This is a genomic window from Paracoccus aminovorans, from assembly GCF_001546115.1.
Lineage (GTDB): Bacteria > Pseudomonadota > Alphaproteobacteria > Rhodobacterales > Rhodobacteraceae > Paracoccus > Paracoccus aminovorans_B.
Map to the genome: position 1 here is coordinate 379,156 of NZ_KQ955208.1, position 22,820 is coordinate 401,975.

Consider the following 22,820-nt stretch of genomic DNA (forward strand, 5'->3'; position numbering starts at 1 on the left):
CCCCGAAGGACCGCGCCAGTCGTCGAGCCGCGGGGGGGAAGACGGCTCAGAGAATGAAGTCCGAGGCGGCGTAGTTGCCCGCCAGGGTCGCGCCGTCGGCGATGCGGATGCGCATCTCGGCTGCGACATCGCCGTCGATATTGACCTGGAGCCAGGTCTCGGCGCCGTTGTTGACCAGCCAGGCGGTGCCGGCGCCGCCGTTGGTGGTGCCGTGGAAGGTGAACGCCTGGTTGCCGGCGACCAGGGTATTGGCGTCGATGGCCGACAGGTCGAAGCGGTCGCCCGGCGCCCCGCCGGCCCCGTCGAAGCCGTTGATCAGGTCGACACCGACCCCGACGGCCGAGTCGCTGAGGGCGACAAAGCGGAAGACATCGAAACCGGCGCCATCATTCAACGTGTCAGAGCCCGCGCCACCAATCATGGTGTCGTTGCCGCTGCCACCCTGGATGAAATCGGCACCGACCCCACCCGAAACGAGGTCGTTACCGCCCATGCCCTGCAGGAAGTCGTTGCCTCCGAGGCCATAGACCCTGTCATTGCCGGCATTGGCGTTCACACGATTCGCGCCGGCCGTGCCGTTGATCGTATCATTACCGGTTCCCGAAAGCACGTTCTCGAAATTCACGAAGCTTTCGCCGCCATAATTGGTGACGCCGGTTGCGAGATTGATGGAATAGTTCCCCGACCATGCCGTGGTGTTCAGCCAGTCGGTGCCGTTTCCGCCGTCCAAGGTCTCGCCGCCGCCATTTCCGGCAAGAACCGAATCAGCTCCGTCTCCAGCGTAATATTGCCCGTATCCGCTGGAAATGATGGTGTCATTGCCGGCGACGCCATAGACAGTATCGGTGCCCACACCTGCATTGATATAATCGTTACCATTGCCGCCATAGAGGTAATCGTTACCATTGTAGCCGTAAATATAGTCGTTACCATCGTTTCCGTAGATGGAGTTTGCGATATCGGTCCCGATCAGCGTATCATTGCCCGAGCCGGAATAGAGATTCTCGAAATTGACGAAGCTCTCTCCGCTGTAATTGGTCACGCCGGTGGCCATGTTGATCGAGTAATTTCCGCTCCAGGCGGCGGTATTCAGCCAGTCGGTGCCGGCACCGCCGTCCAGCGTCTCGCCGCCGCCGTTTCCGGCATAGACATAGTCGTTGTCGTTCCCGGCGGAATAATAGCCGTAGCCGCTGGAAACGAGCGTATCGTTGCCGGCCACGCCATAGACCGTGTCGGTGCCGGTGCCGGCATGCAGATAATCGTTGCCGTTGCCGCCATAGAGATAGTCGTTGCCGCCGTAGCCATAGATGTAGTCGTTGCCGTCGTTGCCATACATGGTATTCGCGCCGTCGGTGCCATAGAGCGTGTCATTGCCGGAACCGGAATAGATGTTTTCGAAATTCACGAAGCTTTCAAATGAGAAGTTGGTGGCGCCGGTGCCAAGGTTCACGGAGTAATTTCCGCTCCAGCTGGTGGTATTCAGCCAGTCCGTGCCAGTACCGCCGTCCAGAGTCTCGCCGCCGCCGCTGCCGGCATAGATATAATCGTTGCCGGCATCGCCGTAATATTGGCCATAGCCGCTGGAAACGATCGTGTCATTGTCGTCCCAGCCATGCACGGTATCCGTACCGGTGCCGGCGTGGATATAATCATAGCCGTCGCCGCCGGACAGATAGTCGTTGCCGGCGTCGCCGTAGATGGTGTCGTTTCCGCCCTGACCCAGGACATAGTCATTCCCCGCCAAGGCGTAGAATACCTCATTGGCCGACGTCCCGATCAGGGTGTCGTTGCCCGTTGTGCCGGTTGGCATGTCTTCCTCCTGTTCGCATGTTTGTCGCTGGGGCCTGTTCCGCCCGTGTCGAGAGAGTGCGCCCGTGCCCGTGAAGCCGGCGTGAAATACGGGCTCGGCGCTGAAATCCCTGCACATTCGGCGCGAGCCATGGGCGGGGCCGGGGCGGGCAGGGGATTGCCCCCTGCCGCCTGCGCCGCTATCGCAGGCAAAAAGGGGTCCGGGAACCATGAGCGTCAACACATTCGGCCGCGTCTTCACCTTCACCACCTGGGGCGAAAGCCACGGCCCGGCGCTTGGCGCCACCGTGGACGGCTGCCCGCCCGGCGTCGCGCTGGACGAGGCCTGGATCCAGCAGTTCCTGGACCGCCGCCGGCCCGGCACCTCCAAATTCACCACCCAGCGCCAGGAGCCGGACCAGGTCCGCATCCTCTCGGGCGTGTTCGAGGGCCGGACCACCGGCACGCCGATCCAGCTGATGATCGAGAACACCGACCAGCGCAGCAAGGATTACGGCGACATCGCCCAGGCCTTCCGGCCCGGCCATGCCGATATCGCCTATCACCTGAAATACGGCATCCGCGATTATCGCGGCGGCGGGCGCTCCAGCGCGCGCGAGACGGCGGCGCGCGTCGCGGCGGGCGGCGTCGCCCAGGCGGTGCTGCGCGAGTTGGTGCCGGGGCTGAAGATCACCGGCTACATGGTGCAGATGGGCACGCTGCACCTGGACCGCGCGCATTTCGACGCGGCCGAGATCGGCAACAATCCGTTCTTCCTGCCCGACGCCTCGGCCGTGCCGGCCTGGGAGGATTACCTGAACGGCATCCGCAAGGCCCAGGACAGCGTCGGCGCCGCGCTCGAGGTGCTGATCAAGGGCTGCCCGCCGGGCCTGGGCGCGCCGGTCTATGGCAAGCTCGACACCGATCTGGCGGCGGCGATGATGTCGATCAACGCGGTGAAGGGCGTCGAGATCGGCGAGGGCATGGCGGCCGCGGCCCTGACCGGCACCGAGAACGCCGACGAGATCCGCATGGGCAACGAAGGCCCGCGCTATCTCTCGAACCACGCCGGCGGCATCCTGGGCGGCATCTCGACCGGGCAGGACATCGTGGTCCGTTTCGCGGTGAAGCCCACGAGCTCGATCCTGACCCCGCGCCGGACCATCAACCAGAAGGGCGAGGAGATCGAGCTGATCACCAAGGGCCGGCACGACCCCTGCGTCGGCATCCGTGCCGTGCCCATCGCCGAGGCCATGGCGGCCTGCGTGATCCTGGACCATCTGCTTCTGGACCGGGCCCAGACCGGCGGCCAACGCGGGCGCATCGGTTAGGGGCGCGACCGGGTGCGCGAAGGGCAGGGGAACGCTGTTCCCCTCTTGCCCCGCTGAAGCGGGCCAATTCACCCCATGGGGTATTTTTCCAACAAAGAAGGCCGAGGCGTACAGTCCGGCCTTCTCTGTTTTTCAAATACCCCTGGGGCGGTGATGTTGTCGCAAGATTGTCACAATGTTTTCGCATAACCGTCGCATCGCCGGCCTAGACAGCGCGCAGGCCAAGACGGCCCGATGAACTTCAGGAGTGATCCGATGAAACCCGCCCAACTCAGCGTTTCGGCCCTGGCCGTGATCGCCGCCACCGCCTCGGTCGCCTCGGCCCGCGACCAGATCCAGGTCGCCGGCTCGTCCACGGTGCTGCCCTATTCGACCATCGTCGCCGAAGCCTTCGGCGAGAACACCGATTTCCCGACCCCGGTGGTGGAATCGGGCGGGTCCTCGGCCGGTCTGAAGAAGTTCTGCGAGGGCGTGGGCGAGAACACCATCGACATCGCCAATTCTTCGCGCCCGATCAAGGACAGCGAGAAGGAGGCCTGCAAGGCCGCCGGCGTGACCGACATCATGGAAGTCCGCATCGGCTATGACGGCATCGTCTTTGCCAGCGACATCGCCGGCAACGACTTCCAGTTCACCGCCGCCGACTGGTTCAACGCCCTGGCCGCCGAGGTGGTCAAGGACGGCAAGGTCGTCGCGAACCCCTATACCAAGTGGAGCGAGATCCGCGCCGACCTGCCCGAGCAGGAGATCCTGGCCTTCGTGCCCGGCACCAAGCACGGCACCCGCGAGGTCTTCGAGGAGAAGGTGATCGCGGCCGGCTGCAAGGAATCCGGCGCCGCCGAGGTCTTTGCCAAGGAAAAAGGCGAGGAAGACGGCGAATCGGCCTGCATGGCGCTGCGCACCGACGGCAAGTCCGTGGACATCGACGGCGACTATACCGAGACCCTGGCCCGCATCCAGTCGGCCAAGAACGGCATCGGCGTCTTCGGCCTGTCCTTCTATGAAAACAACACCGACAAGCTGAAGGTCGCGACCATCGGCGGCATCACGCCCTCGACCGAAACCATTGCCAAGGGCGAATACCCGGTGTCGCGGCCGCTGTTCTTCTATGTCAAGAAACAGCACATCGGCGAGATCCAGGGTCTGAAGGAATTCGCCGAATTCTTCGTCTCGGACGAGATCGCCGGTCCCGAGGGCCCGCTGGCCGCCTATGGCCTGGTCGCCGATCCGGAACTGGCCACGGTGCAGAAGGCCGTCGCCGATGAAGTGACCATGGCCGAATAAGCAGGCGGGCGCGGGGCAGGGTCCCGCGCCCTTCCGTTTCCAGTCCTTTCCCAGTCACGAGGGCCTCATGCCTGTCTCCTGGACCCTGCTGATCGTGCTTGCGCTGGCACTGGCGGGCTATCTTGCCACCCGGGCGCGCGCCGTCGCCCAGACCGGCGGCGATACTCGCAAGCTGCATTCGCGGCCCAGCTATCACGGCTGGAACGCGGCGCTGCTGACCGCGCTGCCCGCCCTGTTCCTGATCGCCATCTGGCGCTTCGTCCAGCCCGCGGCGAACACCACCCTGGTCGCCGTGGCCGGGCTGGCGCTGGCCGCCCTGGGGCTGGCCCTTGCGCTTGGCCGCACCGGCCCCGCGTTCCGCGCCCGCAATGCCGTCGAAACCATGGTCAAGGGCCTGTTGATCCTGTGTTCCAGCATCGCCATCCTGACCACCGCCGGCATCGTCTTCTCGATGCTGTTCGAGACCGGGAACTTCTTCCAGCAATATCCCTGGCAGGACTTCTTCTTCGGCACCACCTGGTCGCCGAAATTCGGCGGCGGCTCGCAGCTGGGGATCCTGCCGCTGGTCTGGGGCACGATGTATATCTCGCTGATCGCGCTGGCGGTTTCGGTGCCGATCGGGCTGTTCGCGGCGATCTACATGTCGGAATACGCCTCGCCCCGGCTGCGCAGCATCGCCAAGCCCGCGATCGAGGTGCTGGCCGGCATCCCGACCATCGTCTACGGGCTGTTCGCGCTGATCACCGTCGGGCCGCTGCTGCGCGACTATTTCGCCCAGCCGCTTGGGCTGGGGGCCTCGGGGTCTTCGGTAATGACGGCGGGGCTGGTCATGGGCATCATGCTGATCCCCTTCGTCAGCTCGCTGTCGGACGACATCATCAACGCCGTGCCGCAGAGCCTGCGCGACGGCGCGCTGGGGCTGGGCTCGACCCATTCCGAGACCATCAAGAAGGTGGTGCTGCCCGCCGCCCTGCCGGGCATCGTCGGCGCCATCCTGCTGGCCGCGTCCCGCGCCATTGGCGAGACCATGATCGTGGTCATGGGCGCCGGCGCGAGCGCACAGATGAGCGTCAACCCCTTCGAGGCCATGACCACGATCACCGTCAAGATCGTCAGCCAGCTGACCGGCGACACCGATTTCGCGGCGCCGGAAACGCTGGTCGCCTTTGCCCTGGGCCTGACGCTGTTCGTCGTCACGCTGATCCTGAACATCATCGCCCTTTACGTCGTGCGCAAATACCGGGAGCAGTACGAATGAGCGACGCCACCTTTTCCGGCGGGCAGAAGGCCTCGCTGCTGGTCGCCGACCCGCATACCCGCAAGCGCAATGCCGCCGAATCCCGCTTTCGCGGCTATGGCCTGGCCGCGATCATCGTCTCGATGGTCATGCTGGTGGTGCTGCTGTTCACCATCCTGACCGGCGGCCTCGGCGCCTTTCGCCAGACCTATCTGGAGATCCCGGTGACGCTGGACGCGGCGCAACTCGACAAGTCCGGCACCCGCGACCCCGAAGCGATCAAGAAGGTGCTGACCCTGACCTATGGCAAGATCCTGCAGCAGGCGCTGGACAAGGCCATTGCCGACAAGGGCATCCAAGTCGCGGACCTGTCCGACAAGGACCGCGCCGGGCTGATCTCCAAGGAGGCCTCGGCCCAGCTACGCAACCGCGTGCTGGCCGACCCCGAACTGATCGGCCAGACCGTCGAGACTCGCGTGCTGGTGAACGGCCGCGTGGACGGCTATTACAAGGGCCGCGTCAGCATGGAGAGCGCGGCGCGCGACGGCAATACCTCGCCGGCGCAGCTGCAACTGGCCGATGCGCTGAAGGCGCAAGGCATGCTGGCGACCACCTGGAACTGGTCCTTCCTGACCATGCCCGACAGCTCGGACCAGCGCCCGGAATCGGCAGGGGTCGGCATCGCCATCCTCGGCTCGCTCTACATGATGCTGGTGGTGCTGGTGCTCTCGGTGCCGATCGGGGTCGCGGCCTCGATCTATCTGGAAGAGTTCGCGCCGAAGAACCGCTGGACCGACATCATCGAGGTCAATATCTCGAACCTGGCCGCGGTGCCGTCCATCGTCTTCGGCATCCTGGGCCTGGCCGCCTTCATCAACTTCGCCGGCCTGCCGCAATCGGCGCCCATCGTCGGCGGGTTGGTGCTGACGCTGATGACGCTGCCCACCATCATCATCGCCACCCGCGCGGCGCTGAAGGCGGTGCCGCCCTCGATCCGCGACGCGGCGCTGGGGGTGGGCGCGTCCCGGATGCAGTCGGTGTTCCACCATGTCCTGCCGCTGGCGCTGCCGGGCATCCTGACCGGCACCATCATCGGCCTGGCGCAAGCCCTGGGCGAAACCGCGCCGTTGCTGCTGATCGGCATGGTGGCCTTCGTCAAGAACTTCCCCGCCGCGCCGCCGGACGGGCTGTTCGACCCCGCCTCGGCCCTGCCGGTGCAGGTCTTCAACTGGACCCAGCGCGCCGACCCCGCCTTCATGGAACGCGCCTCGGGGGCGATCATCGTCCTTCTGGTGTTCCTGCTGTGCATGAATCTTCTCGCCATCTTCCTGCGTCGCAAGTTCGAGCGTCGGTGGTAAACCCGGGACGGAGACCCGATATGAACGACATGAGAACCCTGGAGCGTGCCGTGGAGCAGACGGAAAACAAGATCTCGGCAAGGGACGTGCAGGTCTGGTACGGCGACAAGCACGCCATCAAGGACGTGAACGTCGACATCCTCGACAAGACCGTGACCGCCTTCATCGGGCCCTCGGGCTGCGGCAAGTCCACCTTCCTGCGCTGCCTGAACCGGATGAACGACACCATCGACATCAGCCGGGTCGAGGGCAAGATCATGCTGGACGGCGAGGATATCTATGACCGCCGCGTCGATCCGGTGCAGCTGCGCGCCCGCGTCGGCATGGTGTTCCAGAAGCCGAACCCGTTTCCGAAGTCGATCTTCGACAACGTGGCCTATGGCCCGCGTATCCACGGCCTTGCGCGCAACCGCGCCGAGCTGGACGAGATCGTGGAACGCTCGCTGCGCGGGGCGGCGCTGTGGAACGAGGTCAAGGACCGCCTGCAGGATCCCGGCACCGGCCTGTCCGGCGGCCAGCAGCAGCGGCTCTGCATCGCCCGCGCCGTCGCGACCCAGCCCGAGGTGCTGCTGATGGACGAGCCCTGCTCGGCGCTGGACCCCATCGCCACCGGCCAGGTCGAGGAGCTGATCGACCAGCTGCGCGCCGAATTCTCGGTGGTGATCGTGACGCACTCGATGCAGCAGGCGGCGCGCGTCAGCCAGAAGACCGCCTTCTTCCACCTCGGCAACCTGGTGGAATACGGCAGCACCGACGACATCTTCACCAATCCGCGCGACCCGCGCACCGAAAGCTATATCTCGGGCCGCATCGGCTAGGCCGGAAAGGGATCTGACATGAACAACGAACGCCACATCCTCTCGGCCTTCGACCGCGACCTGGAAACCGTGCAGGCGCTGGTCGTCAAGATGGGCGGCATGGTCGAAAGCGCCATCCACGACGCCGCCCTGGCGCTGGAAAGCCGCGACGAGGAGAAATCCGAGGAGGTCCGCCGCCGCGACAAGGCCATCGACGCGCTGGAGATGCAGATCAACGAAGAGGCGGCGCGGCTGATCGCGCTGCGCGCGCCCCGCGCCACCGACCTGCGCATGGTGCTGTCGGTCATCAAGATCTCGCATATCCTGGAGCGCGTCGGCGACTATGCCAAGAACATCGCCAAGCGCAACCACGTGCTGGCCGAGATGCCGGCGATCGAGGGCGCCGGCATGGCGCTGCGCCGCATGTCCACCACGGTCGAGGCGATGATGAAGGATGCGCTGGACAGCTATATCCAGCGCGACGTTGCCCTGGCGCAGGACGTGCGCAAGCGCGACCTGGAGGTGGACCAGATGTATAACGCGCTGTTCCGCGAGTTCCTGACCTACATGATGGAGGATCCGCGCAACATCACCGCCTGCATGCATCTGCATTTCATCGCCAAGAACATCGAGCGCATGGGCGACCATGCCACCGGCATCGCCGAGCAGGTGATCTATATCGCCACCGGCGAGCTGCCCGAGGACGCGCGTCCCAAGGGCGAAAGCGTGCCGCGGCTGGAAGGGGCGTGAGTCATGGCGCAATCGCAACCCTGCGTTCTGGTGGTCGAGGATGAGGGCGCGCAGCGCGAGGTGCTGAAATATAACCTCGAAGCCGAGGGCTTCAACGTCGTCATGGCCGAGAACGGCGACGAGGCCATGCTGCTGGTGGCCGAGGAACAGCCCGACCTGATCGTGCTGGACTGGATGCTGCCCAATGTCTCGGGGATCGAGGTCTGCCGCCGGGTCAAGGCCGACCCCTCGACGCGGGCCATCCCGATCATCATGCTCTCGGCCCGCTCGGAAGAGGTGGACCGGGTGCGCGGCTTGGAAACCGGCGCCGACGATTACGTGGTCAAACCCTATTCGGTGGTCGAGCTGATGGCGCGGCTGCGTACCCAGCTGCGCCGCACCCGCCCGGCCTCGATGGGCGAGCGGCTGAGCTTTGCCGACATCATCCTGGATTCGTCCGAGCATCGGGTGTTCCGGGGCGGCCAGGCGCTGCACCTGGGTCCGACCGAGTTCCGGCTGCTGTCGACGCTGATGGAAAAGCCGGGCCGGGTCTGGACGCGCGAGCAATTGCTGGACCGGGTCTGGGGCCGCGACATCTATGTCGATACCCGCACCATCGACGTGCATGTCGGCCGGCTGCGCAAGGCGTTGATGGCGCATGGCGGCGACAATCCGGTGCGCACCGTGCGCGGTGCCGGCTATTCTCTGGGCTGAGGGCATCGCGAATGCAAAAAGGGCCGGCGCGACGCCGGCCCTTTCGCATGTCGATGCGGCTGGTGTTACTGGACCAGCGGCTTGTGGTGCTGGGCGTGGCGCACGGCCAGCTTGCGGCCGGTGCGGCCCGAGGCCAGCAGGCGCGCGCCGGCGGGCTGCTCATCCTCGGCCCGGTCGCGCAGTTCCGGGAAGATCGCGAAGATTTCCTCGCGCGCGCTGGCGCCGACGGATTTCAGCGCCTCGGCGCCGGTGTAGAGCGACTCGGTCTCGGCGCCATTCGACAGCACGATCTCGTGGCGGTCGAACAGGATGTGGAAATATTCCACCGATTCCACGTCATGGGCGATGTCGATGCCCTCGATCTGCAGCAGCTGCTTGGCGGCGACCAGAACCTCGGCGCAACCGAACATCTTCTGCGCGATCTTCGAGCGCACCAGGATGCGGTGCTGCGGCGAGACGACCAGGTCGCGCTCGGGCAGGCCCTGGCCCAGCGCGCCGGCCGAGATGCGGATGGGGCGCAGGTTCGGGTTGACCGCCAGCGACTTCGCGCCCAGCACGCGCGAGCCGATCCAGCGCACGTCCTGCGCGCCGTGGTCGCGGGTGATGACCTTCATGCCGGCGCGCAGGTCCTCGACCGCGACGGGACCGTGCTCGGTCTGGATCAGCGTGCCGCGCGCGAAGCAGGGGAAGCAGTGCCGGTCGGTGAAGATGCCGTCATGGCACAGGTCGTAGCAATGCGGGTCGCGGGGGAACTCGACCGAGACGATCGGGCGGGTGGTCAGCGCCTGCACCTCGGCCTCGGAGGCGCCATGGGGCGGGGGCATCAGGAAGGTGTTGCCGCCGGTGTCCTGCATGATGCGGACCGGGATCGACAGCGTCTCGGTGCTGCCGTCGGGATTCAGGAAGGTGACGGAGGTATTCTTGACGATGAAGGTCGAATCCACCTGATAGGTGTTCTCGTGGCCGTCGCCGTCGGCGTCATGCCGGATGGTTTCCGAGAACTTGCCGAACAGCCCGTCATTGGTCTTGATGACATCGTCGTGGTTGCGGTCATTGGCGCTGACCTCGACCAGCTGCTTCGACAGCGGGTCGCTGTCCGAGCCGTAACTGGTATTGCCCAGGACCTTGCTGGCCTTTTCCGCGCCGGGGAAGAACTCGTTGGGATCCATGTCGGCCACCTTGCCGAGATAGATCATGTTTTCGCAGCCGGGGCCCGAGGGGCCGCAATGGTCGCCGCCGTGGTTGGTGGTCATCATTAACATCCTGATCAGATACGCGCCTTGGTCACAGGCGGCGTAATCGGTTACCTTGCCCGTCCGCCCGGGTAACCAGCGCATCCGTGTGCCATAGGGGCGTTCCCGGCTAAGACCGGCCGGCGGAGACTCGTTACCAGGCTGCAACACGCAACATCGGTCCACATGGTCCGACGCTTTTTCATCCAAATTGTTCACATCCTTGGCAAGTGTAAATACTGAACCGATAGTTCGGTATTACTCTGCGGCGGCAGGTGGTTTATGTAATTTTATCATTAACTTCAAAGATTTGCGTTTTTGAGAGAGCCTGGGCGCCTTCAGGCCGATCCAGACACCAGAAGAGCGTTAACCATATTTAGGTTGAATGTTGTATATTTGCTGCAAGCAGGGGTGGTGCAGCGCCACGGCGTGAACCGGCCTTGCAGCCAGAGCCAGGAAAGAAAGAGCCGTCATGTCTGGCATTGCCATCATCGACCTCGATCTGGCCAAGCAGGTGTTGCAGCTTCGCGGAACGAGCCTGACGGGTCAGTTGCCTGCGTGAACCGAGCTACTCGCCAATCTTTGGACAGGATCTGGCGTATTTAAGCTAATCGTTGCACCTGCTGATCGGGTTGGTGTCGCAAGCAGGCTCTCCAGAGGGTCCCTCACCAGCGGATCGTCTGGCAGTCCTACCCTGATCGCACGGTTGCCGGTGGTTCCAGACATGCCGCTGCAGGTGCGCAGATTGAGGAATTACTGTCCGAAACTCCGGGCCCGTGGATCTGATCGGCCCCACCAGCAGGTTTTCTCTTCGCGCGTTTCGGGCTGTGCGGGGCTTTTCAGTCGTCGCGCAATCGCCTATCTGCGAGGGAAGCGAAGGAAGGCACCCATGGCGAAGATCACCTATATCGAGCACAACGGCACCGCCCATGAAATCGACGTGAAACCCGGCATGACCGTCATGGAGGGCGCCCGCGACAATGGCGTGCCCGGCATCGACGCGGATTGCGGCGGCGCCTGCGCCTGTTCGACCTGCCATGTCTATGTCGCGGCGGAATGGGTCGACCGCCTGCCGCCCAAGGATCCGATGGAAGAGGACATGCTGGACTTTGCCTGGCAGCCTGACCCCGAGCGCTCGCGACTGACCTGCCAGATCAAGGTGACGCCGGAACTGGACGGGCTGGTGGTGAACCTGCCCGAGCGGCAGATCTGAACCCGCGGCCGCCCGGGGGCAGGGCGGTCAGGCGTTCTCTTTCACCTTGCGGTCGCGCGGGGCATTGGCGCGGATCATGTTGTCCATGAACTGCGAAAAGATGCTTTTCGCCAGATCCACCGTCGAGCGCGGGTCGTCGGCAAACCAGGGGTCGGTGGCGCGGGTCAGGAAGATCATGTTGCCGCCCTTGACGATGCAATGCAGCATCATCGTCACGACCTCGATGTCGGTGTCCTCGGCCAGGAGGCCCAGGCGCCGGGCCTCGACCAGCTTGCGGTGATAGAGGTCGCGCATCGAGCGGGTATAGCGATGCAGCGTGCTGTCGGGCTTGATCGGTCCGTTCAGCCCGGTGACCAGCAACCGGAACAGCGCCGGATTTTCCTCGGCCCAGCCCAGGTAGCTGTTGGCGATGGCGTGAAGCTGGACAAAGGGATCGCTGGTCGCCGAGGCGACCGCGCCTTCGCGCAGGGCGTCGTTCAGCAGCGTGACGGCGTGATAGATCAGCCCCTCGTGCAGTTCCTCGGTCGAACTGAACAGGGCACGGATCTCTTCCTCGGGAGTCTCGGTGATCCGGGCGAATTCCTGGAGATCATCCGGCAGGGCGCCGGTGCGGTCCAGGTAGTCCTGCGCCGCGAAGATCAGATTCTGATAGATGTTCCCTCGGCTTTCCATCAGCCGCTCCTGCCGGATCCTCGGGTCAGCTTAGCAGACTTCCGCCGCTGCGGAAGCCTGCAATGCATGAGAAGCGCAAGGAATTCAGCCGTCGGCGCGGGCCTGCCGCTTGCGCTCGTGCGGATCGAGGTGACGCTTGCGCAGCCGGATGCTTTTCGGCGTCACCTCGACCAGTTCGTCGTCGTCGATATAGGCGATAGCCTCCTCCAGCGACATGCGCACCGGGGGCGTCAGCCGCACCGCCTCGTCCGTGCCCGAGGCGCGCACGTTGGTCAGCTTCTTGCCCTTGAGCGGATTCACCTCCAGGTCGTTGTCGCGGGAATGCTCGCCGATGATCATGCCTTCATAGATCTGTTCCTGTGCGCCGATGAACATCTTGCCACGCTCTTCCAGGTTCCACAGCGCATAGGCCACCGATACGCCGTTCTCCATGCTGATCAGCACGCCCTGGCGGCGGCCCTGGATCGGGCCCTTGTAGGGCGCCCAGCTGTGGAAGATCCGGTTCAAGACGCCGTTGCCGCGGGTGTCGGTCATGAACTCGCCCTGATAGCCGATCAGCCCGCGCGAGGGGACATGGGCGACGATGCGGGTCTTGCCATGGCCGGCCGGCTTCATCTCGACCAGATCGCCCTTGCGCGCGCCGGTCAGCTTGTCGATCACCGCGCCGGTATATTCGTCGTCGACGTCGATGATGGCTTCCTCGATCGGCTCGTGGCGGACGCCGTCGATCTCCTGGAAGATCACGCGCGGCCGCGAGATCGACAGCTCGAAGCCTTCGCGGCGCATGTTCTCGATCAGCACGCCCATCTGCAATTCGCCGCGGCCCGAGACCACGAAGGCATCGCCGCCCGGCGTGTCCTCGACCTTGATCGCGACATTGGTCTCGGCCTCTTTCATCAGCCGCTCGCGGATAACGCGGGACTGCACCTTGTTGCCGTCGCGGCCGGCCAGCGGGCTGTCGTTGATGCCGAAGGTGACGCTGATCGTCGGCGGGTCGATGGGCTGGGCGGGCAGGGCGGTTTCCACCTCGAGCGCGCAAAGCGTATCGGCGACGGTTGCCTTGGACATGCCGGCGATGGTGACGATGTCACCGGCGACGGCCTCGTCGATGGGGGCCTGGGTCAGGCCGCGGAAGGCCAGCACCTTCGAGATGCGGAACTGCTCGATGCGCTCGCCGTCACGCGACAGCGCCTTGATCGTATCGCCGGGCTTGGCACGGCCGGCCTCGACGCGGCCGGTCAGGATGCGGCCGATGAACGGGTCGGCGCCCAGCGTGGTCGCCAGCATCTGGAACGGCTCGTCCTGGCGCGCGACCTGCTTCGGCGGCTCGACATGGCGCAGCACCATGTCGAACAGCGCCGACATGTCCTTGCGCGGACCCTCGAGCGTCTCGTCGGCCCAGCCGCCGATGCCCGAGGCATAGAGATGCGGGAAATCCAGCTGTTCGTCCGTGGCGCCGAGGTTCGCGAACAGGTCGAACACCTCGTCCAGCGCCTTGTCCGGCTCGGCGGCGGGCTTGTCGACCTTGTTCAGCACCACGATGGGGCGCAGGCCAAGCGCCAGCGCCTTGGAGGTAACGAACTTGGTTTGCGGCATCGGGCCTTCGGCGGCATCGACCAGCAGGCAGACGCCATCGACCATCGACAGGATGCGCTCGACCTCGCCGCCGAAATCGGCATGGCCGGGGGTGTCGACGATATTGATGCGGGTGCCTTTCCACTCGACCGAGGTGGCCTTGGCCAGGATGGTGATGCCGCGCTCGCGCTCGATGTCGTTGCTGTCCATCGCGCGCTCGGCCACGGCCTGGTTCTCGCGGAAGCTGCCCGATTGCTTCAGCAACTGGTCGACCAGCGTGGTCTTGCCGTGGTCGACGTGAGCGATGATCGCGATATTGCGGATGTCCATGGGGCGCCTTTTTCAGAAATTGCGCCCCCGGTAACGCAGAGGGGCGCGAAAGGCCAGCGCCAATCGCAGCGGCGCTCAGCGCAGGCCCAGCATGCCTAGGATGAACAGCACCACGACGACGAGGCCGACGAGATAGATGATCGAGTTCATGGCAGTTTTCCTTTGCTCCGACGGCCGCCTCGGGAAGTCCTGCGGCCCGGTCCTGCGCCAAGCCAACACCCGGCTGCGGCATGGAGTTCCCGGCGCAGCCCGCGTTCAGCCCTCGGAGGCGGCCAGCGATTCGATCAGCGGCCGGACGCCCGACAGGTCGTAGCCTGCCCGCGCCGCCGTCTGCAGCAGGTCCGCGACCGGCTCCTGGCCGGCGCGCGCCAGCGCCCAGAGCACGGTCGAGCGGTTGCCCGAGCGGCAATAGGCCAGCTTCGGTCCGTTGAGCGCCAGCGCCTCGGCCTGGGTCGAGATCATCTCGGGCGTGATCTGGCCCGGGGTGAAGGGGTTGAAGACATAGGCGAGGCCCGCCGCCTCGGCCGCAGCGCTCATCGCGGCATGATCCATGTCGGAGCCGACCTCTTCGTCCGGGCGGTTGTTGATCAGCACGCGAAAGCCGGCCTCGGCCAGGGCGGGCAGATCCTCGGGCAGGATCTGGGCCGAGACGGCAAGGTCGGGGGTCAGTTGGCGCAGGTCCATGCGGGATCTCCTGGGGCTTCGGTCGGGGCGGCGTGACGCGACGGATCGTTCCGTTTCGCGCTGCTGTCAAGCGCGGCGATGGATCGTCTCAGCTCAGCACCGAGACTTCCTCGACCAGCAGCGGCAGCTGGGCGAAATCCTCGAAGCTGGCCCGGTGCTGCAACTGCTCGATCGGGGTCTTGCGATAGCCGCGGGTGAACAGCAGGAAGGGCATGCCGGCGTTGCGGGCGCATTCCTCGTCGAATTCGCTGTCGCCGACATAGACCCCGCGCGGCGCGTCGGGATTGGCACCAAGCGCCTGGAAGGCCGCGCGCAGCGGCGCCGGGTCGGGCTTGCGCTGCGGCAGGGAATCGCCGCCGACAACCGCGCCGAACAACCGGGCGATACCGAAATGCTCCAGCACCGCCTGCGTGGGCGCCAGCGGCTTGTTGGTGCACAGCCCCAGAGGATAGCCGCGATCCGCCAGAATACCAAGCGTTTCCAACACGTTGGGGTAAAGCCGGGTCAGGCCGGTCGCCTCGTGATAGCGGGTCATGAACGAGGCGACCAGATCGCGATGCGCCTCGACCGGCAAGGTGGTCGCGCCGATGACGCGGCGCCACAGCAGATCCACGCCGCCGCCGATGAAGCCGCGGACCTGGTCCAGCGTCAGCGGCCGCACGCCATGCAGGCGCAGCACCGCGTTCACGCAGGCATGGATATCCGGCGCGCTGTCGATCAGCGTGCCGTCAAGGTCGAAAACCACGGGGCAGGGGGCGAAGCAGACGGTCATTCATGCCTTCCATTTGATCGAGCAGCCGATCGAGGCGATCTGGTCCTGCGGACCTTGCCCGGTTTCGGCGACCTGCGCCATAGCCTCGTAGAGTTCGCGCCGGGCATCCGGGTCGCCCGGGCTCCGCCCCGAGGCATCCAGCCGGCCGCGGTACTGCAATTCGCCCCTGCCATTGTAGCCAAAGAAATCCGGCGTGCATTCGGCGCCATAGGCACGCGCGACCGCCTGGGTCTCGTCATAGAGATAGGGAAAGCTGAAGCCATGCTTCAGCGCCTCGGCCTTCATCTGTTCGGGGGCGTCCTGCGGGTATTCGGCAACGTCATTGGCTGAGATGGCGACGACGCCGATGCCCAGCTTCTGCAGATCGGCCGCGTCGCGCTGGATGCGATCGATGACGGCCTGCACATAGGGGCAATGATTGCAGATGAACATGACCAGCGTGCCGCGCGGCCCGGCGATGTCGCCGAGCGCGACCATGCGGCCATCGGGGTCGGGCAGCGTGAAATCCGGCATGGGCGCGCCGAATTCGCAGACGGGAGGACGGACTGCCATGAGGTCTCCTTCCTTTGGTGGCTGGCGAATGTCTAGCACCACGCGGTCGCCAGGTGCAAAGCCGGGATTGCCGTCAGGGTCAGAGCCGGCGATTTGCCCGAACCTGGTGATGCAGCCTCGCTCTCGCCGGCACAGTCATGTTCTGGCTATGAATCGAGAACGAGATGCCGTAACGGGGCCTGCGTCGCGACCCGCCCGTTACCGTTGCAAGATTGAGGGCAAGCTGGCGCCATTCCCGTATCGGATCTACATGGAGGACTGCGGGATGAAGCTGTTTGTCGGGCTGGATGTGTCGCTGGAGAAGACCGCGATCTGCGTGATCAGCGAGCATGGGAAGATCGTGAAGGAGGCGCAGGTGGCCAGCGAGCCCAAAGCGCTGTCGTGCTGGATCTGCGACCAGGACGGCGCAATTGCCGCCGTCGGGCTTGAGGCTGGCCCCTTGTCGCAGTGGCTGCATCGCGGGTTGTCAGATGCGGGACTACCTGTCGTTCTAATGGAAACCAGACAGGTAAAAGGCGCCCTGAAGGCCATGCCGATCAAGACGGACCGGCGGGATGCAGAGGGTATTGCACGTCTGATTCATCTTGGTTGGTTCCGACCCGTTCATTGCAAATCGGTGTCTGCACAGGAGGTTAGAGCGGTGCTCAGCGCTCGTAAGGCTGTGCAACAAGGGTTTATCACGCTGGAAATGTCACTGCGCGGGCTGCTGCGGAACTTCGGGCTCAAGGTTGGCACCATATCCCGCGGCAGGTTCGAACAGCGTATCCGCGAACTGGCGGCGGGCAACCCGATGCTGGAAGCGGCAACCGAACCCATGCTTCGCGCGCGCGCGGCGCTGCGGCGAGAGCTGGCGGGTCTTGAACGCAATGTCCGTCAACTCTCCCAGGAAGATCCGGTCTGTCGTCGGCTGATGTCGATGCCCGGGATCGGCGCCGTCGTGGCGTTGACCTATCGATCCGCTGTCGATGATCCCGCCCGCTTCACATCCTCGAAGAAGGTCGGACCATGGGTCGGCCTGACGCCGTCTCGCAACCAGTCGGGCGAGCGCGACATCTCGGGCGGGATCACCAAGGCAGGCGACGTCAACCTTCGACGCGCGCTGTGCCAGGCCGCAACCGTCATGATGCATCGTGGACGGGCGAGCTGGCTGCGAACCTGGGCGGCAAAACTTGCGCGCCGTCGGGGTGCCAAGCGCGCGATGGTTGCGCTGGCCCGCCGCATCGCCGTGATCCTGCACCGGATGTGGAAGGATGACACCGACTTCCGTTTTGACATTCCCGTGCTTCATGCCGGCTGAAGACACAGATTCCAGACTGCTGCCCGCCTGATCGCGGGCCTTCGAGGTCCCCACGGGACGCGGTTCCGGTGATGCCGTGCTCAGGACTGATGCCGATCGTATCGAGCACGCCAATGAGATGGGCACATCGGAATTGCATTGAACCAGCATCATGTTGGCAGCCACAGCGCTGACCACGGACCGAAGCATGCACCCGGGTCGATCTCAGGCGAAGGCTGCCGAACAGGGAAGCAGATCACTTTCTCAAAGAACAAGACCGCGCGCTCCGGCGGCACATCCCGTATGCGCAAAACCGCTTGACTGGGACGACCCCGTTACCGAAGTCCTGACCCTTCTGTTTCTGGGTTTTGCTAGACTTGCCCCGTCACCAGCCTTGGCCAGGGTCAGTGACGGGGTGGTGCGCGACGTCTGACCCTTGTGGCATGACCACGCTTCTTAGCCTGTCGGCACCGCCTCTCTTCATCGTCTCGAACAGTTGATTGCGGCCTTGCAGGACCGCACACCAGAAGGAAGAGAGCATGGCAACCTATCGCACGGCCGCGTTATCGGCATAGATGTCAGCCGCGACTGGCTGGACCTTCATTGCCTCCCCGATGGGCATCGCGTCAGAGTGCCAAACGTTCCGGCAGGTCATGCTGCCGTGGCGGATATTGCGCGGGACAGAGATGCCATCGCCTGTTTTGAATCGACTAGCGGTCAGGAATGGCAGCTATGGGCGCTTTTGGAGGCAGAAGGGGTTGCAGCCCGCCAAGTGCCTCCTGCTCAGGTGAAGGCGTTTGCGCAAAGTCGTGGCACAGGCGCCAAGACCGACCGGATCGATGCAGAACGCATTGCCCGCTTCTTTGTCTGCCGACCCGAAGCGGGCCGTATGCTTCCTGCAGAAAATCTTCGCCTTCTCAGAGCCTTGACGTCCAAAAGAGCGCAACTGGTTGAAATGCGCAAACGGCTGCTTGCCCAAATTCGCGCATATAAGAAACTGGGCACCGCCGCGATGTTCGAGGACGTCGACACCGATTTGAAGCACCGGATCGACAGCCTGGTCAAGGAACTGGAAGACCGGATCGCCCGAGCCATCGCAGGCGATGATCGCCTGTCGGAGACCGCTGGTGTTCTCCGTTCTATCCCGGGGATCGGCCCAGTTGCCAGCACAATGCTGATCGCCGAAATGCCAGAGATCGGCACCATCACCGGCCAAGAGGCTGCCGCTCTCACCGGATTGGCCCCGGTCGCACACGACAGCGGAACTCTTCGCGGAAAACGTGCCATCGCAGGCGGTCGCCGCGCCCTCCGGCATGTAATGTTCCAGGCAGCGCTGGTCGCGGCACATCCCAACCCAAGCCTGAGATCCTTCGCAGATCGCCTCCGCAAGGCTGGAAAGCCGCACAAGGTCATCATTACCGCCGTCGCCAGAAAGCTGGTCACCATCGCCAACGCGCTGTGCAAGAACCGCCAAAAATGGACCGCCGCGACAGCCTGACAGATACAGTTGCTAGGCGGTTCTCGTCGCGCCGCGCCCAGGATCGAGCACCGGGGCGGTCGTCTCATTGACATGGAGCCGGGAGCTTTCCGCCATCAGCCGCCTGGCCATGTGGTCGACCACGGGCGCGATCAGGGCGCCGGTTCGGCCCATCCAGTCGGCCAGAATCGAGCGATTGATCGGCATCCCGTGCCGGGCCATCACCATGGCCTGCCGGTTCAGCGGCATGTGCTCGGAATGCTTGGCGACGGCGATCTGGGCCAGCAGCGCCTCGGTCGGCCGTTCGCGGTCATCCTCGAACCTGTGGCGGATGCCCGCTCACCCCTCCAGAAGATGGGCAGGAGCTTGGCCTGCACCACACCGGCTCGCCGGGGGGCAGGCATAGCGCGGGCGCACAGTGGCGATCACCTGATAGCGGGCCGGGATATAATCCAGCCGCTCGCACCGGTCTCGCCGATCCGGACCATGTCCCGCACCCGCAGGGGCAGACGATGCTGTCGGGCTCGACCACGTGCTCGACCCGTTGCAGGCTCTCGGGCAGAGTCCGGGGCTTGCGGGACGCCCGAGGCTTGCGTTTCTCGGGATCGGGTTCGCTGGCCGCGATCCTCTCTTCGAGCGCGGCGATCTGCGCCTGCGTCTCGGCGATGGCGGTCTCTTGGTCTTCCAGCGCCAGTTCCAGCTGCGCCGGGTCCGGCTTTTCCGATTCAGGCCCGAACTTCGTGTGCCGGCAATCCTGAACCTGGCCTTCCAGCCGTTCGATTTGAGCCTTCAATTCGATGATGAAGGCGTCCTTCTCGGACACCACCGCCTGCTCGTGCTGGCGGGCCGCCCGTTCGACCGATAGCTTGAACTGCATCGCCGCAAAAGCCTTCCTCACCTTGGGAGGCAGATCCAGCAACGGGCTGAGATCGATGGGCTGCGACATGTGTCTTCCTACCCGATCCAGACCATAAATCATAGTAAAACAAGGAAAATATACCAGACGGATAACCCCGCCGCAGTCGGCACTGCCACGCGCCGCACAACCGTCCGGCGCCAGTCCAGCCCCTCGAACAGAGCTTCCACCTGTGCCCGGGACAGCCGCATCACCCCGTCCTGAACCTTTGGCCAGGCGAAGCTGTCTTGCTCCAGAACCTTGCAGATCAGCACCATGCCATTCGCCATCGTGCTTGAACCGGTGGCGCATGATGGCTCATCATCCCAGACAAGGATTTTCAGCCTGTCATGAGTAGACTGGTTCAACAACCGCCGCCTGCTCGAGTCGTGGGGAACATCCCGCCAGCGGAAGCAGAAGCAAACTTCTACGTTGCTATGGAAGCTGAGGACATGGCCGCGTAATCAACCAAAACAGCCTCCGGCAAACCCGGAGCGGTTCAAAAGGCCGTCCGATCCGTTTCTTCACGACTGCCGCCCAAGTGCAAGCGAGGGGCCAAACTCTTGATCCTGAGAAGAAAGCGACAGCTTGTTATTACATAATCCAGATTATCGGGTATTCTTCCGTCATCTTCAATTGCAAGATGTATCGAACAACTGAAGTAATGGCCATTTGAACCGACGGCCAAAAAGAAGCCATTTGGCCCGTTTCGGCGACCATCGGTTGGCCAAATGTTTGCCATTGGACCGTCGAACTGATTGATGTTGATATATTTCAACGTCTTACGGTCAAGGCCGATTTTCTCGCTTTCCCCATCTAACCAGAAGCCGAGGCCACTGCGATACTCGATCGGCCCGATTGACGCCGCGGGAACATTTCAGCAACACCTTGGGCACTGACCAGCGATAGCCTCCGAGCACTGGCGGGCCAGCTACAATGTCGTCGCTGCTGCGTCGGAGAATCTTTTGTCTCTGAACAGCAGGTTATGCTGAAAGGTCCGCTGAAGATGCTGTCCTGTTCCTTGAATTCACTCGCTCCGGCTGCCGAGCAGCTGCCGTCATCCCTTCACGCCCATTCAAAGGTCACAACAGCCCCCGCGTCGATCACCGAAACGCATTTCGGGCGCATTCTCGCCTTGCTTTGCGCAGACCCGCCCTGCCCCAACGATCTCGCAGACGCGATCTTCCTTGAGGCCTGGCAGCCCTGCCTTTCCATGCAAGGGTTTCCTGCGCTTTGGGAAGTGCTGATGAATGATCCCCGCCTCGGGCGCCGCCCTGTGTTGACACCGCGACTGCTGGTGATTGAGCGATCCGACGGCTGGGCCCGCAGCTAGCAGGGCTTGATCCGTCTGGGTCTTTCCTTCGCCCAGCAACGGGCACGGGCACCCCTGCATTTGAACGGCATCGCGCGCCAGATAGGCATGATCGAGGCCGAAGGCTCTATGCCCATCGACCCGAGGATGCTGGAAAGTCTGCTTTCGGAATTTGCTCGGACTGTTCGCCTGATGCATGCCTGCCGGACACCCCCTACCCGCTTGACTGAATCGCCCTGGATCGTTGCTGGCCAGGCTATAGACGATCGATCGCCAGGCTGAGATCCTGCGGGCACCACGCGATTTCTCGGTCCGGGGCGGTTCGAAAACCCGCCTGACCTGATCTTCCCCGGCGCCTGACCGTCATTCCCCCAACCCTCTTCCCCGGCCGGGCCTCCCCCCGGGCCAACGGCCCCCTTATGCCCGGAGTATTCCCCATGTCCACCATCCCCTTCATAGAAGCCCTCTTCTTCGACCGAAAGAAGGTCGCATTGAACTCGAAACCCGGTTCGAGACGCATCTGCACCGCTTGCGAGGCCAAAGGCTGGGTCTGCCGCCCGACAATGCTGAAGATGAGAACGATACGGCATCCGACCGGCACTGGCGAATTCGGCTGAGCGATGACGACGAGGCCCGCATCAAGCGTCGGGTCAATCGGATCATCGAGCGCCGCAAGGCGGCCTCGGGCCTCGAACATCTGAAGCGCGATGACCGAGAGCGGCTGGAGGTGTTGAAGGACGGGGCCCGGTTGATCCGGATCCACAGTGAACATCACGCCGACGAGCTGGCCGCGGGCTTGCACGGGGACATGCCCTGGATGGCCCCGGCCACCGAGGTGATCTGGCACGCAATGCGCCGCTCGTGGCGCGAGGGTGCTCCGGGCCTCAGGATCCCGCCACTCCAGCTCACCGGCCCGCCCGGCATTGGCAAAAGCCGTTTCGGCAGAGATCTTGCCACATTGCTGGCCACGTCCACCGCCGTGATCGAGGCCACCGGCGAGAATGCCTCCTTCGGCATTGTCGGTTCGCAACGTGGCTGGGGTGGATCCTACCCCGGTCGACTGATCGAAACCGTCCTGCAAAGCCGCATCGCCAATCCGGTCATGATTGTGGACGAGATCGAAAAAGCCGGCACCGCGGTTTCGATGTAAGGGCATGCCTTCGGTCTGGCCGAGGCGGTTCTGCCGCTGTTGGAACCGCTGACCGCGCAGCGCTGGAGCTGCCCGTATTACCAGGTGAAATTCGATATGAGCTGGGTGAGCTGGGTGCTGACCTCGAACGATTGCCGGCTGCTGCCCGAGCCCTTGCTCAGCCGGTGCCCGCCGATCCGGTTGCGCCACCTCACTCTTGCGGAACTGCAGGCCTTCGTGCGCCGCGAGGGCGCGAAGCGCAACCTGTCCGAGACGAGTGTCAAGGCGATCTGCGAGATTCTGTCCCATCCGTCCCTGCAGCGGGATCGGCTCAGCGTGCGGACCGCCATCCGCATGCTGCAGCGCGCCGCCGATCTGGAACAGGGGCCGACGCTCCGCTGAACCGGCCCCTTTTCATACTTCCCTGAATCCAGCGCGCCTGCGGCGATGCCGCAGCCGCCCC

At 64.3% G+C, this 22,820-nt stretch carries 22 protein-coding genes and 1 pseudogene; 13 read left to right on the forward strand and 10 right to left on the reverse strand.

Translation table 11 applies throughout. The features are described from left to right. Positions 1-46 precede the first annotated feature (46 nt). The gene (locus ASV56_RS01995; RefSeq protein ID WP_062560581.1) at positions 47-1,810 is read right to left on the reverse strand and encodes a calcium-binding protein; all 1,764 of its coding nucleotides are present in this window, start codon (positions 1,808-1,810) and stop codon (positions 47-49) included. A 208-nt stretch (positions 1,811-2,018) separates the two neighbouring features. Between ASV56_RS01995 and aroC the strand changes: the two genes are divergently transcribed. From aroC to phoB, 7 genes are all read left to right on the forward strand, one after another. Continuing rightward, positions 2,019-3,119 (forward strand): chorismate synthase, encoded by a 1,101-nt coding sequence (gene aroC, locus ASV56_RS02000; RefSeq protein ID WP_062560582.1) that lies wholly within the window; start codon positions 2,019-2,021, stop codon positions 3,117-3,119. Between the two features lie 255 nt (positions 3,120-3,374). Next, positions 3,375-4,403: a substrate-binding domain-containing protein gene (locus ASV56_RS02005; protein ID WP_062560583.1), complete on the forward strand. Its 1,029-nt coding sequence runs from the start codon at positions 3,375-3,377 to the stop codon at positions 4,401-4,403. Positions 4,404-4,470: 67 nt separating this feature from the next. Continuing rightward, positions 4,471-5,661 carry a phosphate ABC transporter permease subunit PstC gene (gene pstC / locus ASV56_RS02010; RefSeq protein ID WP_062560584.1) on the forward strand — a complete coding sequence of 397 codons (1,191 nt, stop codon included), beginning with the start codon at positions 4,471-4,473 and terminating at the stop codon, positions 5,659-5,661. Continuing rightward, positions 5,658-6,998 (forward strand): phosphate ABC transporter permease PstA, encoded by a 1,341-nt coding sequence (gene pstA / locus ASV56_RS02015; protein WP_062560585.1) that lies wholly within the window; start codon positions 5,658-5,660, stop codon positions 6,996-6,998. The genes pstC and pstA overlap by 4 nt, the downstream gene beginning before the upstream one ends. A gap of 20 nt (positions 6,999-7,018) precedes the next feature. Beyond that, positions 7,019-7,816 (forward strand): phosphate ABC transporter ATP-binding protein PstB, encoded by a 798-nt coding sequence (gene pstB / locus ASV56_RS02020; protein WP_062560586.1) that lies wholly within the window; start codon positions 7,019-7,021, stop codon positions 7,814-7,816. A gap of 18 nt (positions 7,817-7,834) precedes the next feature. Beyond that, positions 7,835-8,545 carry a phosphate signaling complex protein PhoU gene (phoU, locus tag ASV56_RS02025; RefSeq protein WP_062560587.1) on the forward strand — a complete coding sequence of 237 codons (711 nt, stop codon included), beginning with the start codon at positions 7,835-7,837 and terminating at the stop codon, positions 8,543-8,545. A gap of 3 nt (positions 8,546-8,548) precedes the next feature. Continuing rightward, entirely contained in the window at positions 8,549-9,238 is a 690-nt protein-coding gene (phoB, locus tag ASV56_RS02030; RefSeq protein ID WP_062560588.1) for a phosphate regulon transcriptional regulator PhoB, read from the forward strand. Between the two features lie 65 nt (positions 9,239-9,303). On the opposite strand, the gene ASV56_RS22430 is transcribed toward phoB, so the two are convergent. Then, a complete protein-coding gene (locus ASV56_RS22430; protein WP_253879820.1) occupies positions 9,304-10,491 on the reverse strand; it encodes a Hint domain-containing protein in 1,188 nt (395 codons plus the stop codon). 868 nt (positions 10,492-11,359) lie between these two features. Here ASV56_RS22430 and ASV56_RS02040 point away from each other — a divergent pair. Continuing rightward, on the forward strand, positions 11,360-11,683 hold the full coding sequence (locus ASV56_RS02040; protein ID WP_017997936.1) for a 2Fe-2S iron-sulfur cluster-binding protein: 324 nt from the start codon (positions 11,360-11,362) through the stop codon (positions 11,681-11,683). Between the two features lie 27 nt (positions 11,684-11,710). Here ASV56_RS02040 and ASV56_RS02045 read toward each other — a convergent pair whose 3' ends face one another. From ASV56_RS02045 to ASV56_RS02065, 6 genes are all read right to left on the reverse strand, one after another. Continuing rightward, entirely contained in the window at positions 11,711-12,355 is a 645-nt protein-coding gene (locus ASV56_RS02045) for a hypothetical protein (RefSeq protein ID WP_062560589.1), read from the reverse strand. A gap of 84 nt (positions 12,356-12,439) precedes the next feature. Next, entirely contained in the window at positions 12,440-14,260 is a 1,821-nt protein-coding gene (gene typA / locus ASV56_RS02050; RefSeq protein ID WP_062560590.1) for a translational GTPase TypA, read from the reverse strand. A gap of 75 nt (positions 14,261-14,335) precedes the next feature. Next, on the reverse strand, positions 14,336-14,476 hold the full coding sequence (locus ASV56_RS23355) for a hypothetical protein (protein WP_156429043.1): 141 nt from the start codon (positions 14,474-14,476) through the stop codon (positions 14,336-14,338). 39 nt (positions 14,477-14,515) lie between these two features. Continuing rightward, positions 14,516-14,944, reverse strand: a complete 429-nt coding sequence (locus ASV56_RS02055) for a protein tyrosine phosphatase family protein (protein WP_062560591.1) — start codon at positions 14,942-14,944, stop codon at positions 14,516-14,518. Between the two features lie 88 nt (positions 14,945-15,032). Further along, positions 15,033-15,716, reverse strand: coding sequence for a phosphoglycolate phosphatase (gph, locus tag ASV56_RS02060; RefSeq protein WP_062560592.1), 684 nt, complete (start codon positions 15,714-15,716; stop codon positions 15,033-15,035). Next, complete coding sequence (locus tag ASV56_RS02065; RefSeq protein ID WP_062560593.1) at positions 15,717-16,268, reverse strand: thioredoxin family protein; 552 nt, start codon at positions 16,266-16,268, stop codon at positions 15,717-15,719. It lies immediately after the preceding gene. Between the two features lie 265 nt (positions 16,269-16,533). On the opposite strand from ASV56_RS02065, the gene ASV56_RS02070 reads away from it, so the two are divergent. Together ASV56_RS02070 and ASV56_RS02075 are read left to right on the forward strand one after the other, a co-directional pair. Continuing rightward, the gene (locus ASV56_RS02070; protein ID WP_062560594.1) at positions 16,534-17,565 is read left to right on the forward strand and encodes an IS110 family RNA-guided transposase; all 1,032 of its coding nucleotides are present in this window, start codon (positions 16,534-16,536) and stop codon (positions 17,563-17,565) included. Positions 17,566-18,052: 487 nt separating this feature from the next. Continuing rightward, on the forward strand, positions 18,053-19,042 hold the full coding sequence (locus ASV56_RS02075; protein ID WP_216635366.1) for an IS110 family RNA-guided transposase: 990 nt from the start codon (positions 18,053-18,055) through the stop codon (positions 19,040-19,042). Positions 19,043-19,060: 18 nt separating this feature from the next. Here the strand turns inward: ASV56_RS02075 and ASV56_RS02080 are convergent. Together ASV56_RS02080 and tnpB are read right to left on the reverse strand one after the other, a co-directional pair. Further along, positions 19,061-19,967 (reverse strand): annotated as a pseudogene (locus tag ASV56_RS02080) (IS66 family transposase); the annotation flags it as partial. Between the two features lie 29 nt (positions 19,968-19,996). Next, positions 19,997-20,287: an IS66 family insertion sequence element accessory protein TnpB gene (gene tnpB, locus ASV56_RS02085; RefSeq protein ID WP_062560595.1), complete on the reverse strand. Its 291-nt coding sequence runs from the start codon at positions 20,285-20,287 to the stop codon at positions 19,997-19,999. A gap of 614 nt (positions 20,288-20,901) precedes the next feature. Here tnpB and ASV56_RS23920 point away from each other — a divergent pair. The 3 genes from ASV56_RS23920 to ASV56_RS24290 all read left to right on the forward strand — a co-directional run bounded on the left by ASV56_RS23920 (position 20,902) and on the right by ASV56_RS24290 (position 22,759). Then, positions 20,902-21,249 (forward strand): DUF6634 family protein, encoded by a 348-nt coding sequence (locus ASV56_RS23920; RefSeq protein ID WP_172823722.1) that lies wholly within the window; start codon positions 20,902-20,904, stop codon positions 21,247-21,249. 508 nt (positions 21,250-21,757) lie between these two features. Then, positions 21,758-22,378 carry a P-loop NTPase family protein gene (locus ASV56_RS24285; protein WP_253879826.1) on the forward strand — a complete coding sequence of 207 codons (621 nt, stop codon included), beginning with the start codon at positions 21,758-21,760 and terminating at the stop codon, positions 22,376-22,378. A gap of 39 nt (positions 22,379-22,417) precedes the next feature. Then, the gene (locus ASV56_RS24290) at positions 22,418-22,759 is read left to right on the forward strand and encodes a hypothetical protein (protein WP_253879828.1); all 342 of its coding nucleotides are present in this window, start codon (positions 22,418-22,420) and stop codon (positions 22,757-22,759) included. The last annotated feature ends 61 nt before the right edge of the window (positions 22,760-22,820 follow it).

Excerpts from the sequence above, each read along its gene's own strand:
- pstA (WP_062560585.1), top strand. The coding sequence starts at position 5,658 with ATGAGCGACGCCACCTTTTCCGGCGGGCAGAAGGCCTCGCTGCTGGTC.
- typA (WP_062560590.1), bottom strand. The coding sequence starts at position 14,260 with ATGGACATCCGCAATATCGCGATCATCGCTCACGTCGACCACGGCAAG.
- ASV56_RS02040 (WP_017997936.1), top strand. The coding sequence starts at position 11,360 with ATGGCGAAGATCACCTATATCGAGCACAACGGCACCGCCCATGAAATC.
- pstC (WP_062560584.1), top strand. The coding sequence starts at position 4,471 with ATGCCTGTCTCCTGGACCCTGCTGATCGTGCTTGCGCTGGCACTGGCG.
- ASV56_RS02065 (WP_062560593.1), bottom strand. The coding sequence starts at position 16,268 with ATGGCAGTCCGTCCTCCCGTCTGCGAATTCGGCGCGCCCATGCCGGAT.
- phoU (WP_062560587.1), top strand. The coding sequence starts at position 7,835 with ATGAACAACGAACGCCACATCCTCTCGGCCTTCGACCGCGACCTGGAA.
- gph (WP_062560592.1), bottom strand. The coding sequence starts at position 15,716 with ATGACCGTCTGCTTCGCCCCCTGCCCCGTGGTTTTCGACCTTGACGGC.
- phoB (WP_062560588.1), top strand. The coding sequence starts at position 8,549 with ATGGCGCAATCGCAACCCTGCGTTCTGGTGGTCGAGGATGAGGGCGCG.
- ASV56_RS02055 (WP_062560591.1), bottom strand. The coding sequence starts at position 14,944 with ATGGACCTGCGCCAACTGACCCCCGACCTTGCCGTCTCGGCCCAGATC.
- pstB (WP_062560586.1), top strand. The coding sequence starts at position 7,019 with ATGAACGACATGAGAACCCTGGAGCGTGCCGTGGAGCAGACGGAAAAC.
- ASV56_RS22430 (WP_253879820.1), bottom strand. The coding sequence starts at position 10,491 with ATGACCACCAACCACGGCGGCGACCATTGCGGCCCCTCGGGCCCCGGC.
- aroC (WP_062560582.1), top strand. The coding sequence starts at position 2,019 with ATGAGCGTCAACACATTCGGCCGCGTCTTCACCTTCACCACCTGGGGC.
- ASV56_RS02005 (WP_062560583.1), top strand. The coding sequence starts at position 3,375 with ATGAAACCCGCCCAACTCAGCGTTTCGGCCCTGGCCGTGATCGCCGCC.
- ASV56_RS01995 (WP_062560581.1), bottom strand. The coding sequence starts at position 1,810 with ATGCCAACCGGCACAACGGGCAACGACACCCTGATCGGGACGTCGGCC.
- ASV56_RS02070 (WP_062560594.1), top strand. The coding sequence starts at position 16,534 with ATGAAGCTGTTTGTCGGGCTGGATGTGTCGCTGGAGAAGACCGCGATC.
- ASV56_RS23920 (WP_172823722.1), top strand. The coding sequence starts at position 20,902 with ATGCTGAAAGGTCCGCTGAAGATGCTGTCCTGTTCCTTGAATTCACTC.
- ASV56_RS02045 (WP_062560589.1), bottom strand. The coding sequence starts at position 12,355 with ATGGAAAGCCGAGGGAACATCTATCAGAATCTGATCTTCGCGGCGCAG.